We start from the raw sequence: 13,396 nt of genomic DNA on the forward strand, positions 1-13,396 counted from the left end.
CTACCGCAGGACCGGGGTCCGCCCCCGGTTGGGCGACCCGCCCGGCTCGGCCGACGGTGCGGGCTGCGGCGAGGCAGCTGGCTGTGGCGACGCGTCCGGTCGGGGCGACGGCGGTGGGACGTCCGCCGCCGCCCGGTGGTGTCCGGCCCGTCGCCGGGCGGGCAGGTGCAGCAGGACGGCGACCACAGCGAGCCAGAACACGTACGGGTACGTCTGCCCGGTACCGAACATCGCCGACTCGGTGACCTGGATCAGCAGGCCGGTGACGATGAGCCAGACCAGACCCGAGTTCGCCCCGTTCACCGGAGCCCGGACGGCGGCCCATCCGGCGGCGAGCACGGTGAGCAGCAGCGGCACCGCGGCCACCAGCCCGAGCTCCAGCATCATCTGCAGGTAGCTGTTGTGCACCAGCCCGACGTTGAAGCCGCGCAGTTCGTCGTAGTTGGCCAGTTCGTAGAGGTGGTCGCGGGACGCGTACCCGTAACCGAGCGCCGGATGGTTCTCCCACCACAGGTCGACCGTCATGTGCCACAGCCGGATCCGGCCGTTGGACAGGTCGCTCTGAGTGAACCGGCTGACGAACTGCTGCATCCAGGACGCGGCGAAGACGGACGGCAACAGGCCGGACAGGTACCCGGCCAGCAGGGCCGCGGTCGCGCCGACGGCGACCCGGGTCAGGGTACCGATCCCATGTCGTAGCATCACCCAGAGCACCCCGACGAGCACGGCGCCCAGTCCGGTGCGGGACTGGGACAACACGAGGGCGCCAGCCACCGGCAGGATGCCGAGCAGTTCGGCACGTCGCCCGGTCTCCCGGTAGACCGCCCAGCCGAGCGGCACGGCCAACGCACAGACCATGCCGAGCATGTTGGGGTTGCTGAACAGCCCTTGGAACCGGGAACTGCCGGACAACGCGGGGGCCAACGTGCCGTTGGCCGCTCCGTAGCCGATGCTGACCACGACGGATACGGCCAGCACCAGGTAGACCACCCGCAGGTCGGCCATCATGACCGCCCGGTCCGGCCACCGCCGCCGAGCCAACCCGTGGACCAGCCCGGCCAGCAGCAGCAGGGCCAGACCACGTTGGAAGGACTCGAACGGAGCGATCGACCAGACCGCGCTGAGCGTGGCGAGACCGGCGAGTACCCAGAGCGACCCGATCAGGACACCGGTAGCCGGACTCGTCGGCGCGGCAGCGGCGGGTCGGCGCTGGCACAGCGCCCAGACGACCAGGCCGCCGACGGCCACGTACCGTGGATAGAAGCTGGCGTCGGCCAGCGTCTCGACATCGGACGACGCGCCGATCAGCAGCGCCATCGTCAGCGCCAGGAGCCATCGCCAGCCGTCCATCTGGGATGCGCAGATGAGCATGACGAGCAGCGCGACGGCGGCCGAGGCGACCAGCGGATTCCGTACCGCAAGAATGGTCGTGACCCCCAGCAGGGCCGCCGCGCCGACCAGCACGGTCAGCCGGCTCATTCGGTCTACCACGTGTCGTCCTTCGGCTTGCGGTGGGCCGGGGTGAACCCGAGCGGTCTGTCTGTCGGTCCGGCACGTCAGACCACGAGGTGTCGCCGGTCCACCTCGGCCGGGGCGCCGGCCCAGCGGGCCCGGGCGGCGTACAGCGACCGGACCATCTCCGGCCAGGAGGGCGGACGGTATCCGGTGACGTCGGCCAGCCGGTCGGCGCGCATCGACCGGTCACAGGCGAACCCGTCGTCCGGCACGATGTCACCTGGCCACCGGTACACCTCGGCGATCAACCGGAGCAGGTCGTACTTTGAGATCGGCTCGGCGGCCAGGTGGTACAACCCGGTGAGATCGGTCCGGGGCAGCACCACGGTCCGCAGCAGCCGGGCGAACTCGACGGTCGTCACGCCGGTGTAGATCGCCCTGGTCCAGCCCTTGACGCCACCGGGGCGAGACAGAAACCAGTCCACCAACGACCGGTTGCTGGTCAGCTCGTGACCGATGATCGAGGTACGCAGTGTGAGCGTTCCTTCGCCGGTGACCTCGCCCAGCAGCTTGGACCGTCCGTAGAGGTCCGGTGGGTCGGGCAGGTCCTCCTCGACGTAGCCGCCCTGGCGTCCGGAGAAGACACAGTCGGTGCTGACGTGGACCAGCCGGCTGCCGATCTGGCCGCAGGTCTGCGCCAACATATGCGGGAAGAGAGCGTTCAGGGTGACGGTGTGCGTGGCGTCCTGCACGTCGGGGCGTTGCTTGATCACCCCGACACAGTTGACGACCACGTCCGGCCGGAGCTCGTCGACGATCCGGCGGACCTGGTCGAACCGGGAGGCGTCGATGTCGCTGGCGATCCGCCCGACCAGTGGCGCGGGGAAGTGGGGTGCGCGGTCGGCCAGGTCGCGGGCGGTGCCGTGAACGTCGAGCGTCGGGTCGGCGCTGAGTTCCCGCAACAGGGTGTGACCGAGCATCCCGGTGGCTCCGGCGACGAGGACCCGCTGTCGAGCGGGACCCGGTCGGTCGGTCCGCCGCCGCGGCACCCGATCCAGGTGCCCGCCAGCGTCGGCGAGGGCGCTCATGCCGCGCCGACCAGGCTCGCGTCGACCGGGCTCGCGGCGGCATCGAGGTGTGCCCGCACCTCCGGCAGGGTGAGCAGCAGCGACTCGACCTGCGGCACGGTCAGCCGCCGGGCATTGTGCGAATTGAAGTCGGTGAGCCCGCCGCTGTCGACGTCGCCCTCGTCGACGTAGAGGGCGTAGTTGAGATCGCGGCTGTCCACCGGGACCCGGAGGAACTCACCCAGGTCTTCGGCGTGGGACAACTCCTCGCGGCTGGCCAACGTCTCGTACATCTTCTCGCCGTGCCGGATGCCGAGCACGTCGAACTTGGCCGGTACGCCGAACAGGTTGCACAACGCGGTGGCAAGGTCGCCGATGGTGCAGGCGTCGGCCTTACGGATGAAGACGTCGCCCTGCCGGCCGTGGTGGAACGCATGTTCCACCAGGTCGACCGACTGGGCGAGGGACATCAGGAACCGGGTCATCGACGGCTCGGTGACGGTCGGCAGGCTGCCCTGGCGGATCTGGTCGATGAACAGCGGGATGACCGAGCCGCGCGAGTACATGACGTTGCCGTACCGCACGCAGCAGACCCGGGTCCGGGCTGTCAGGTTGTCCCGGGCGTGTGCCTGTGCCACCTTCTCCATCAACGCCTTGGTCATGCCCATCGCGTTGACCGGATAGACGGCTTTGTCGGTGCTCAACAGCACCAGCGCCTCGACCCCGACCCGTTCACACGCGTCCACCAGGTGGGCGCTGCCGAGGACGTTGGTCCGGACCGCTTCGAGTGGGAAGAACTCGCACGACGGCACCTGCTTGAGCGCGGCGGCGTGGAAGACGAAATCCATGCCCCGTACGGCTTTGAGCACACTGTCGTAGTCCCGGATGTCGCCGACGTAGTAGCGGACGCGCTCGTCGGCGAGTCGGTGCCGCATGGCGTCCTGCTTGGACTCGTCGCGGCTGAATACCCGGACCTCCTGGGCGCCGGCGTCCAGCAACCGGGAAACCATCGTCTGGCCGAAGGACCCAGTGCCACCGGTGATCAAGAAGCGCCGGTCCGATAGCGAGGAAACCACATCTGCCCCTGTCTTGCTTCTCCCGTCGGGCCACCCCCCGGGGGACGGTGGATGTCGTCGTACGTGACGATATAGTCACATAAGTGGCGTAGAGGTCATTTTCCGGCAAGGTGAGGAAGGCTCGGATGATCCGGTGGCCCGCGATCCCGGGCCGAGTCGTCATTAACCGCAAAAGGGGCAAAACAGCCCGTAGCGACTGGTAGTTGTATTGCATGCTGATCGGTCTGCTCACCCAGTGGTTCGATCCCGAGCCCGGGCCGGCCGCGTTGCCTGGCCGGCTCGCTCACGCTCTCGCTCGACGGGGGCACGAGGTGCGGGTGGTCACCGGATTCCCGAACTATCCGACCGGCCGGCTCGCTCCCGGCTACCGGATGGCGCGCCGGCTCGATGAGACGGACGGCGACGTGCGGATCCGCCGGGTGGCGCTCTACCCCAGCCATGACCGGTCCGCCGCACGGCGACTGGTCAACTACGGCTCGTTCGCCGGTTCGGCGCTGGTCTCCGGCGCCGACGCGCTGCGCGGTCTCGACGCACTCTGGGTCGGCAACTCGCCGATCTCGGTGGCAATTCCGATGTGGTATGCCCGGTACGTCCACCGGGTACCGGTCCTGCTGCATGTCCTGGACATCTGGCCGGACAGTGCGGTGGCGAGCGGATTCCTCGGCAACGGTCCCCTGTCACAGGGTCTCGCGCGGGGGATGACCCGTTGGTGCGCGGCGATGTACCGCAGCGCGGATCGGGTGGCCTACGTCTCGCCCGGTGCGGGTGGGCTGCTCGCCGGGCGAGGCGTACCGCAGGAGAAGCTGATCCACATTCCGATGTGGGCCGACGAGGCGGTGCCGGTCCGCCGCCCCGATCTGCGCGCCGAGCTCGGGATCCGTCCCGATCAGGTGGTGCTGTCGTACGCCGGCGCGCTCGGTGAGGCACAGGCCCTCGACCCGTTGATCGACGCGTGCGTCCGGATCGACGATCCGAGGCTGGTCTGTCTCATCGCCGGGTCGGGCACTACCGAGGACCGGCTGCGTGTCCGCGCGGCCCGGGCAGGTGCCACCAACGTCCGGTTTCTCGGCCGGCTGCCCCGAGACCGGATGCCCGCGCTGATGGCCGCAGGCGACGTGCACTACGTGAGCCTGCGCCCCGGTGGGATGTCGGCGTACACGATGCCGAGCAAGGTGCAGGCGATCCTTGCGGCAGGTCGGGCGCTGCTCGTCGCGGCCGAGGGCGACGCCGCGACGGTCGCCCTGGACAGCGGCGCGGGCTTCGTCGCCCGGGCGGGGGACCCGGACTCGATCGGAACCGCGCTGCGCGAAGTGTGCGACCTGGGCCGCGAGAAGCTCGAGCTGCTCGGGCAGGCTGGCCGGTCCTATTACGACAAGGTGTTCTCGGTCGCGGTCGGTGCCGAGCGGGTCGAGCAGGCGCTGCGAGTGACGGTGGAAGGCTGTCGGCCGCGCCGAGGAGGAGCCCGATGACGAATCCTCTCGACGACGAGAGTGGCTGCTTCGTGGTCCTGATCAACGACAGGGGCCAGCATTCGCTGTGACCGGAGTTCTTCGCCGTGCCCTCCGGTTGGCGTGTCGTGCAAGGGCCCGTCGGCCACGCCGACGCTCTGGCCTGGGTCGAGCGGGAGTGGACCGACCAGCGGCCAACGAGCGTCGCCGGGCTGCGTCGACCGGGCATTGGCTGAGGAGCGGTCCGAGAGATCTCCGGAAACCTGCTCGATCATCCCGGTCGCCAGCGGCGCGGCGGCACCCACCCCGGTTCTTGACATCCGGCTCGTTCGCACCCACCGACTGGCGGAGAACAGCCAATACCAGCGGTACGGGGTTGGGCCCACGGGTTCCGGAGGTTTCCAGGGCATCTCCGGAAGTCGTTGACAGGACAATTTCGACGGTCCGATACCGGCGGCCGTCGCCCGGCCACCGGCCGGCCCTCTGTTCGTCCTGCCGGCCCGGCCCTGCGTCTTCGACATCGGCGCGAACATCGGCCTGTTCACGTTGTTCACCAAACGACGCTGACCCGACGCGACGGTCCGGGCCCTTGAACCGGTGCCCCTACCGCTGACTACCTGCGCCGCAACATCGCGCGGCACCAGCTGACCGACGTTACCGTCATCCAGCAGGCCCTCGGCGACCAGCCCGCTGGCAACGCCAGTTTTGTGCACTATCCGAACATGCCGGGAAACTCCACCCGGTATCCGGAGGACAAGGAACTCCAGAAGGCGGTGGTGGCCCGCAGACGCCCTGACTGGGACGTGGCCGAGCAGTACCGACCGGTGAACCTCACCGCTCGCTGTCCTCGCGTCCCAGGGCTTCGGGTGCGAGTTCAACCCCGCGCCACTCGTCTACCCCGAGGTCCGCACGTACCTGGTCCCCGCGCGACGGTCCATGGCCCGGCCCGCCGCTTGACGCGACACGGGAGGTCAGCCCTCGGCATCGGCGAGCAACGGTTCCAGCACCAGGTCGGGGTCGCGATTGCGCACGGTGGACAGTCGCCACTTGTCGGGGAACAGGGCGAGCAGTTCACCGTCGCGCACCCGGGTCATCACCTCGACCCCGGGTGCCGCGTTCAACCCGGCCACACTCGCCGCGTCGGTGCGCCGGGCCAGGGTGTACGGCAGATGGTCGACCGCGGTCGGTACCCCGAACTCGGTCGCCAGCCGGTGGGTGGCGACCTCGAACTGCATCGGCCCGACGGCGGCGAGCACCGGGGACTGCTCGCCCCGGCGGTCCGATCGCAGTACCTGGACCACGCCTTCGCCGTCGAGTTGTTCGACGCCGCGGCGGAACCGTTTGAACTTCGACGCGTCGGTGGCTCGGACGGCGACGAAGTGTTCGGGGGCGAACGACGGCAGTGGCGGGAACGTCACCGCCGGCCCGGGCGCGTAGAGGCTGTCGCCGATGCTCAGCGCGGTGGCGTTGACCAGGCCGACCACGTCGCCCGGGTACGCCTCGTCGATGGTGTCCCGGTCGCGGCCGAAGACCTGCTGGGCGTACTTGGTGGCGAACGGGCGGCCGGTGCCGGCATGGGTGACGACCATGCCGCGTTCGAACCGGCCGGAGCAGACCCGGACGAACGCCACCTGGTCGCGGTGGGCCGGGTTCATGTTCGCCTGGGTCTTGAAGACGAATCCGGCGAACGGAGCGTCCAGCTCGCGGAGGGTGCCGGTGGTGTCCGGTCGGGCCGTCGGCGCGGGGGCGGTGTCCACCAGCACGTCGAGGAGCTGGCGTACGCCAGCGTTGGTGACTGCGGCGCCGAACAGCACGGGTGTGGTGGTCGCAGCGACGAAGCCGGCCTGTTCGTGCTCGGCGCCGGTGGCGGCGAGCAGGTCCAGCTCCTCGATCGCCTGAGTCCAGTCGGCGCCGTAGCGTCGGGCGGCCTCGGCGGCGGTGAGTGGTTCCTCGATGACGGCGGTGGCTCCGCCAGGGGTACGGGTGAACGCGACCATGCCGCCGCTGCGCCGGTCGGCCACCCCGTGGAACTGCCCCGCGACACCGACCGGCCAGGTCAGTGGGGTGCACCGCAGCCCGATCCGTTGCTCGATCTCGTCGAGCAGTTCGAGCGGCTCCAGCCCAGGGCGGTCCCACTTGTTGATGAAGGTGATCACCGGCACCCGGCGGTGGCGACACACCTCGAACAGCTTCAGCGTCTGCGGTTCCAGTCCCTTGGCGGCGTCGAGCAGCATCACCGCGCAGTCGACGGCGGTCAGCACCCGGTAGGTGTCCTCGGAGAAGTCCGCGTGCCCTGGCGTGTCGAGCAGGTTCACCACCGTGTCGCGGTAGGTGAACTGCAGTGCCGCCGAGGTGATCGAGATGCCGCGCTGCTGCTCCAGGGCCATCCAGTCGGAGACCACGCCACGGCGGTCGCCCTTGCCGTGCACGGCACCGGCGGAGTTGATCGCCCGAGCGTGCAACGCGAGGGCCTCGGTGATGGTGGACTTGCCGGCGTCCGGGTGGGAGATCACCGCGAAGGTACGCCGTCGTGCCGCCTCCGTGGTGACTTGTTGTATGACTTCCACTACTCCTGGCACCTGAGGTCCTCCTCTCGCCACCCGTTGCCCAGCAGCAGGTCGACGACCGAACTCTAACGTGCGAGGCGCTTGTTTCTCGGTCGGTGCGGTGTCAGCCCACGTCAACCGTCGGGTCGTGACGATGAACACTTACCACCCGTGTCTACCCTCGCGCGACGGTACTGTCTCCTAGGCACGTCCGCGAGACCCTGCGCGTTGCCGCGCGCCCTGATCGGAAAAGGCTGTATGTCGTCGTTCTCGCCTGCGGTGTTGCGGCCGCGTCTGTCCCGCCCGTCGTGGTTGTCCCCGAAGGTGTTCCGTACCGAGGTCCTCGCAGGCCTGGTGGTCGCGCTCGCGTTGATCCCGGAGGCGATCTCGTTCTCCATCCTCGCCGGGGTCGACCCACGGGTCGGGCTGTTCGCGTCGTTCACCATGGCGGTGACCATCGCGGTCTGCGGTGGCCGGCCGGCGATGATCTCCGCCGCGACCGGCGCGATCGCGTTGATCGTCGCCCCGTTGGCCCGCGACCACGGGCTCGGCTATCTGCTGGCGGCGGTGATCCTCGGCGGGGTGCTGCAGGTGCTGCTCGCCGCGCTCGGCGTCGCCCGACTGATGCGGTTCGTCCCGCGCAGTGTGATGGTCGGCTTCGTCAACGCCCTCGCGATCCTGATCTTCGCCGCGCAGGTGCCGTACCTGATCGGGGTGCCGTGGCTGGTCTATCCGATGGTCGTCGTCGCGCTGGTGATCATTGTCGGGCTGCCCCGGCTGACGAAGGCGGTGCCGGCACCGCTGGTCGCGATCGTCGTGCTGACCGTCGTCACGGTCGTCGCCGGCTTCGCCGTGCCGACCGTCGGTGACCAGGGATCCCTGCCGGACAGCCTGCCCGTGCTCGGTGTGCCGCAGATCCCGTACACCTGGGCGACCCTGCAGGTGATCGCACCGTACGCGGTCGGGATCGCGCTGGTCGGGTTGATGGAGTCGTTGATGACCGCCAAGCTGGTCGACGACATCACCGACACCCACTCGAACAAGACCCGCGAGTCGTGGGGTCAGGGCGTGGCGAACATCGTCACCGGCTTCTTCGGCGGCATGGGCGGCTGCGCGATGATCGGCCAGACGATGATCAACGTCAAGGTGGCCGGTGCCCGTACCCGGCTGTCGACCTTCCTGTCCGGGGTGTTCCTGCTGATCCTGGTCGTCTCCCTGGGCGACGTCGTCGCCCGGATCCCGATGGCCGCCCTGGTCGCCGTGATGATCATCGTCGCGGTGTCGACGTTCGACTGGCACAGCGTCGCCCCCGCCACCGTGAAGCGGATGCCGTGGGGGGAACTCGCAGTGATGGTTTCCACCGTCGCCGCGGTGCTGATCACCCACAACCTGGCCATCGGCGTGATCATCGGTGTCCTGGCCGCCATGGTGATCTTCGCCCGCCGGGTCGCACACATGGTGGAGGTCACCAGCGTGCTCGACCCCGACGGCAGCACCCGGATCTACTCGGTGCACGGCGAACTGTTCTTCGCCTCCAGCAACGACCTCGTCTACCAGTTCGACTACGCCGGCGACCCGGACCGGGTGATCATCGACATGACGCATGCGCACATCTGGGACGCCTCGTCGGTGGCCGCGCTCGACGCCATCACCACCAAGTACGCCAGCCGCGGCAAGAGCGTCGAGATCATCGAGCTGAACCAGCCCAGCGCCCGGATCCACGGCACCCTCGCCGGGCAGCTCAAGGTCGGGCACTAGACACACCGGCGTTCCATAGATGCCGGCCGCCGTGCTGTCCCGTGCCAGGGGCACGGGACAGCACGCCAGGTCATCACCGCTGCCCTCCGCCGACGCGGATCAGCAGGACGGGACCATGCTCTTGACGTCGTGGGTCGTGTTGATCCAGGTGTCTGCGGCGAATCCGGTGACACCGGTGGCCGGATCGGTGATCCGGTCCCACGTCGATGACGGCCAGTATCCGCCGCCGACGTACTCACCGAAGGTGTAGCAGGAGATGGTCACCGTACTGCCGTAGTAGGTGTATCCGACGACGGCGGACGTGGTGCTGGGACCGGCCCGGACGTTGAGCCACGGGCTGGCCAGGATCGTCCCGGTCACGCCGCCCGGCGTCCCGCCGCCACCGAGCCGGTTCACCGCCGCCTGCGCGGCGGACAGGTGGTTGGCGTACACGCCGCTGTTGTAGGTCGACCACGGCTGCCAGTTGCTGCCGCCGCTGGAGATGTTGTACGCGGCGTTCGCGTTGCACTGGGCGTCGTAGGCGCAGGTGTCGGTCACGGTGGGGTGGTAACAGTTGTTGATCTGCCAGAGTCCGCGGTCCAGTGATCCGTTGGGACATCCGGCGGTGGGGCCGTTGCTGCCGACCGCCGACGGGTTGCACGAGGACTCCGCCATGGCCACCGCGACCGCAGTGACCAGTGGGCTGCCCCGGAACCCGGCGGCGTACCCCACCTGGGCGCACAGGTCGATACCGACGGCGTTGACGTTGACGGTGTCCGGTGCCGGCGTGGCGGCCGGCTCGCCGACGCTGGCCGGGACGGCTCCGTCGACGGCACCGCTGGCCGGTGCGGCGCTGGCCGTGCCGGGCACCGCGAGAGCGAGCACGCCGACGACGGAAAGCAGGGCGAGGCCCAGCGTAAGTCGGGGACGGCGCCGACGGCGGCTGTCGGAGGCGGGCGGGAGACGATCGGGATCCATCACGTTCCTTCCTGGAAACGACGAGCAGTGACTGAGTTACGACGGGTGAAGCGGAGGTCGGGTGACGCGGTGGTCAACGTCCCGGCCACTCCGGGTCCGCGTACGACCAGCCGAGGTACGGCGCGCCGGGCCAACTGAGCGAGACACGCCGGATAGTGGGGGCGGTGGTGATGTAACTGCCGTTGCCCTCGGAGAGCATCACGTGACCGGCGTAGCCGTTGATCTGCGCTCCGGCGAAGAAGACCAGGGCGCCGGGCGGCGGCGTGCCGGTGGTGTGGATGAGGCCGCGCTGGTACAACGCGTTGTAGTGGACCAGTGCGGTGGCGTAGCCACTGGCGGCGCGTCCGTACGCGTGCCCGACGAAGTTGTCGCACCAGCCGTCCCACGGATGGTTGCTGTCGCCGAGGTCGCCGTTGGTGTGCGTGTGTCCGAGGACCGACCGGGCCCAGGCGAGGGCGCGCTGCTCCCGGGTGCCGGTCGGCGGCGGGGTGCCGGAGCCGCACTCCGGCTCGCCCGGCAGGTACTGGTTGAAGCCGGGCGTGGTGGTGTAGTAGTCGCTGATCCAGCCGTTCACCGGCGCGCTGATCTGGTGCCAGACGTTGTTGCCGTAGATGTTGCGGCCGCGTACCGCGCACTCGGCGGTGAAGTACGTGCCGTCGGCGAGGACGGTGACCGCCGGTGCCGAGGCATCGTGCGGGTTGGTCCGCACGATCAGCCCGGCGCCACCGGTGCCGGTAATCCGGTAGCCGGTGATCCCGGCGATCGCCGGTGCGGTGGCTCCGACCAGCACCATCACCAGCGCGGCGAGGGACGCCAGGACGCCCCGTACGAGCCGGTGGAAAGTTCTGGACACCGGTCGGTGGGCGGGTTCGGATTCCTTGAGGTGGTGCACGTGGTCCTCCTGTCGTAGAGCGGACTGCCCGTCCACCCGATACCGCGTCCATGCCGGACGACGTTGCGGGCGGCTCTCGTCGCCCGAATGCGCCGGCCGGTCAGGATGCGGACGCGTACGTGGTCCAGTACGGACTGTGAGACGCTGTTCGCTGGCGTCTATCCAACGGGCAGCTGCGTCGAGGCTGATACTGGCGCGGACCTGCTCGTAAAGCACTGGCTTGACCGCTGTTGACACCAGGTTTACGCGTTCAGGAGAGGCCATGACGGATGAAAATGGACACGCCGGCGCTCGTGGTTCCGCCGCCGGCCCGATCGGTGCCTTCGTCGCCGATCTCGAACAGCTTCGACGCGACGCCGGGCAGCCCTCGTTGCGCAAGATGGCGGAGCGGGCCCACTACTCGCACACCGCGCTGTCCAGCGTGCTGTCCGGAACCCGGCTGCCCTCTCTGGAGCTGACCTTGGCGTTCGTCCGTGCCTGTGACGGCGACGAGGACACCTGGCGGCAGCGGTGGGGCCAGGTCGACGCACTCGTCAACGGTGCCGCGCAACCGGCCGACCGGACCGCCGTACGGGAGCCGCACGTCTCCCGCCGGGCGCTGGCGGCGACCGGGGGGATCGCGGCTGTCGTCGCCGCGGTTATCCTGGTGCCGACGTCGGTACTCGACCGGCTCGGCGGCGCGGCGCAGGAACCCGTGGCTACCTCGGCCGCCGTGTCACCGGCGGCGGACGGCGCGGATCCGCAGCAGGAACAGTGCCACCTCGACGCGGTGAGCACCCACACCGTGCAGGTTCCCGACCGGGATCCGGCCCAGCCGCCCTACGGCAGCCTCACCCTGCGCTACTCCCAGCGATGCCAGGCGGCCTGGCCACTCTTCGTCTCCACCGAGCGGGTGCCGACCGGGGTCACCATCCGGCTGTCCATCAGCCGCCCGTCCGACGGGGCCGTCAGTCGGTTCGACTATCCCTACCTGGTGCCGAGCCAGGTGTACAGCGTGTACGGCAACGTCCTGCGGACCACCGAGGGGTGCGTCGAGGTGGCCGTCGAGATCAGCAGCGCGGACGACCGATCCGCGTTGGCCACCGCGGCGACCCCGTGTGCCCGTCCCGACCCGGTCGGCACACCAACCGCGCTGCAGATTCGCGACCTGCGTGTTCCGGTGGCGGCTCCGCCGGTCGCCGCTCAGCCGGACGGAGGCTGACCCGGGTCCCCCGGCTGCCCTGCCTGGGTCTGCGCCAGGTACACGGTGTTGGCCGAGTCGGTGCCGAGCAGCGGGTTGCGAAACGTCACCACTTCAGTGCGGACCTGTGGGAACACCCGTCCGAGCGCTGCGGTGAACCCGGCTTCCGGTGGGTCGTCGGACCACAGCGCGAACACGCTGCCGGGCCGCAGATGGCCGGCCAGGTGCCGTAGACCCTCCGGCCGGTAGAAGGCGGCGTGCGACGGGTGCAGGAGATGCCCGGGGGAGTGGTCGATGTCGACGAGGACGGCGTCGAACCGTCGCCCAGGTGCAGCCGGGTCGGGGCCCTGCGCCGCGGTCAGGGCGAAGAAGTCGCCGGACACCAGCCGGCACCGGGGATCCCCGACGAGCGCTTCTCCGCCCGGCACCAGACCCCGCTGGTGCCACCCGATGACGTCGGCCAGCGCCTCGACGACGATCAACGACCGGACCCGTGGGTCCCGCAGCACGGCGTGGGCGGTGTAGCCAAGGCCGAGCCCACCGACGACGACGTCGAGTTCTTCGCCGACCAGGTCCGCCAGGGCGAGCCGGGCAAGCTCGACCTCGGCGACGGTGAACAGGCTCGACATCAGGTACTCGTCGCCCAGTTTGACCTCGTACACGTCGCGGTCCACGACGGGGTCCCGCCGCCGCCGCAGGCTGATCTCTCCCATCGGGGTCTGCCGCCAGTCAAGTTCCTCGAAACGCGCGGCCATCGGCACTCCTTCTGATGGGCGCAGGTCGGCCCGCCGACTCTACCGTCTCGTGCCGGTGTGCCGGGTGGACACACATTCCGCCGACCGCCCTGACGGCCGGTCCTTCGACGGACGTCGCGGCCTCTGCAGGATCTTTTGTCTGTCTAGAGTAAAAGTTTGATCCGATTGCTCAGAAGATCTTGCCACTTCAGCGAATGTAACCCATGATGTGCCGCAGCCGTGCTTCGAGATCATCTCGTCCACCGGGCAGGCAACCCCTCGG

Annotated in this window: 10 protein-coding genes and 1 pseudogene; 4 read left to right on the forward strand and 7 right to left on the reverse strand. The window is 69.4% G+C overall.

Annotation, left to right across the window (positions count from 1 at the left end; translation table 11 throughout):
• The 3 genes from O7543_RS03445 to O7543_RS03455 all read right to left on the reverse strand — a co-directional run bounded on the left by O7543_RS03445 (window position 1) and on the right by O7543_RS03455 (window position 3,598).
• Entirely contained in the window at window positions 1-1,491 is a 1,491-nt protein-coding gene (locus tag O7543_RS03445; RefSeq protein WP_281567337.1) for an O-antigen ligase family protein, read from the reverse strand.
• A 65-nt stretch (window positions 1,492-1,556) separates the two neighbouring features.
• On the reverse strand, window positions 1,557-2,543 hold the full coding sequence (locus tag O7543_RS03450) for an SDR family oxidoreductase (RefSeq protein ID WP_281567338.1): 987 nt from the start codon (window positions 2,541-2,543) through the stop codon (window positions 1,557-1,559).
• Complete coding sequence (locus O7543_RS03455; RefSeq protein WP_281567339.1) at window positions 2,540-3,598, reverse strand: polysaccharide biosynthesis protein; 1,059 nt, start codon at window positions 3,596-3,598, stop codon at window positions 2,540-2,542. The genes O7543_RS03450 and O7543_RS03455 overlap by 4 nt, the downstream gene beginning before the upstream one ends.
• Before the next feature lie 212 nt (window positions 3,599-3,810).
• Between O7543_RS03455 and O7543_RS03460 the strand changes: the two genes are divergently transcribed.
• Window positions 3,811-5,067, forward strand: coding sequence for a glycosyltransferase family 4 protein (locus O7543_RS03460; RefSeq protein WP_281567340.1), 1,257 nt, complete (start codon window positions 3,811-3,813; stop codon window positions 5,065-5,067).
• A pseudogene (locus O7543_RS03465) lies at window positions 5,064-5,282 on the forward strand (MbtH family protein). The gene O7543_RS03460 and the pseudogene O7543_RS03465 overlap by 4 nt, the downstream one beginning before the upstream one ends.
• Before the next feature lie 735 nt (window positions 5,283-6,017).
• Here the strand turns inward: O7543_RS03465 and O7543_RS03470 are convergent.
• Window positions 6,018-7,625, reverse strand: coding sequence for a peptide chain release factor 3 (locus O7543_RS03470; protein ID WP_281555209.1), 1,608 nt, complete (start codon window positions 7,623-7,625; stop codon window positions 6,018-6,020).
• A gap of 225 nt (window positions 7,626-7,850) precedes the next feature.
• Here O7543_RS03470 and O7543_RS03475 point away from each other — a divergent pair, with 225 nt between their 5' ends.
• Complete coding sequence (locus O7543_RS03475) at window positions 7,851-9,350, forward strand: SulP family inorganic anion transporter (RefSeq protein ID WP_281555208.1); 1,500 nt, start codon at window positions 7,851-7,853, stop codon at window positions 9,348-9,350.
• Between the two features lie 99 nt (window positions 9,351-9,449).
• Here the strand turns inward: O7543_RS03475 and O7543_RS03480 are convergent, their stop codons facing one another.
• Both O7543_RS03480 and O7543_RS03485 read right to left on the reverse strand, forming a co-directional pair.
• Window positions 9,450-10,307, reverse strand: a complete 858-nt coding sequence (locus O7543_RS03480; protein ID WP_281555207.1) for a transglycosylase SLT domain-containing protein — start codon at window positions 10,305-10,307, stop codon at window positions 9,450-9,452.
• A 73-nt stretch (window positions 10,308-10,380) separates the two neighbouring features.
• Window positions 10,381-11,199: a hypothetical protein gene (locus O7543_RS03485; protein WP_281555206.1), complete on the reverse strand. Its 819-nt coding sequence runs from the start codon at window positions 11,197-11,199 to the stop codon at window positions 10,381-10,383.
• A 262-nt stretch (window positions 11,200-11,461) separates the two neighbouring features.
• On the opposite strand from O7543_RS03485, the gene O7543_RS03490 reads away from it, so the two are divergent.
• Complete coding sequence (locus tag O7543_RS03490; protein ID WP_281555205.1) at window positions 11,462-12,400, forward strand: DUF2690 domain-containing protein; 939 nt, start codon at window positions 11,462-11,464, stop codon at window positions 12,398-12,400.
• Here O7543_RS03490 and O7543_RS03495 read toward each other — a convergent pair.
• Window positions 12,382-13,134 (reverse strand): spermidine synthase, encoded by a 753-nt coding sequence (locus O7543_RS03495; RefSeq protein ID WP_281555204.1) that lies wholly within the window; start codon window positions 13,132-13,134, stop codon window positions 12,382-12,384. The two genes, O7543_RS03490 and O7543_RS03495, sit on opposite strands and share 19 nt — an antisense overlap.
• Between the last annotated feature and the right edge of the window lie 262 nt (window positions 13,135-13,396).

It is taken from the genome of Solwaraspora sp. WMMA2080 (assembly GCF_027497395.1).
In the GTDB taxonomy this organism is placed as follows: domain Bacteria; phylum Actinomycetota; class Actinomycetes; order Mycobacteriales; family Micromonosporaceae; genus Micromonospora_E.

What these genes read in the sequence shown, in the direction of transcription:
- O7543_RS03450 (WP_281567338.1), bottom strand. Translation starts at nt 2,543, where the DNA reads ATGAGCGCCCTCGCCGACGCTGGCGGGCACCTGGATCGGGTGCCGCGG.
- O7543_RS03460 (WP_281567340.1), top strand. Translation starts at nt 3,811, where the DNA reads ATGCTGATCGGTCTGCTCACCCAGTGGTTCGATCCCGAGCCCGGGCCG.
- O7543_RS03475 (WP_281555208.1), top strand. Translation starts at nt 7,851, where the DNA reads ATGTCGTCGTTCTCGCCTGCGGTGTTGCGGCCGCGTCTGTCCCGCCCG.
- O7543_RS03480 (WP_281555207.1), bottom strand. Translation starts at nt 10,307, where the DNA reads ATGGATCCCGATCGTCTCCCGCCCGCCTCCGACAGCCGCCGTCGGCGC.
- O7543_RS03490 (WP_281555205.1), top strand. Translation starts at nt 11,462, where the DNA reads ATGACGGATGAAAATGGACACGCCGGCGCTCGTGGTTCCGCCGCCGGC.
- O7543_RS03495 (WP_281555204.1), bottom strand. Translation starts at nt 13,134, where the DNA reads ATGGCCGCGCGTTTCGAGGAACTTGACTGGCGGCAGACCCCGATGGGA.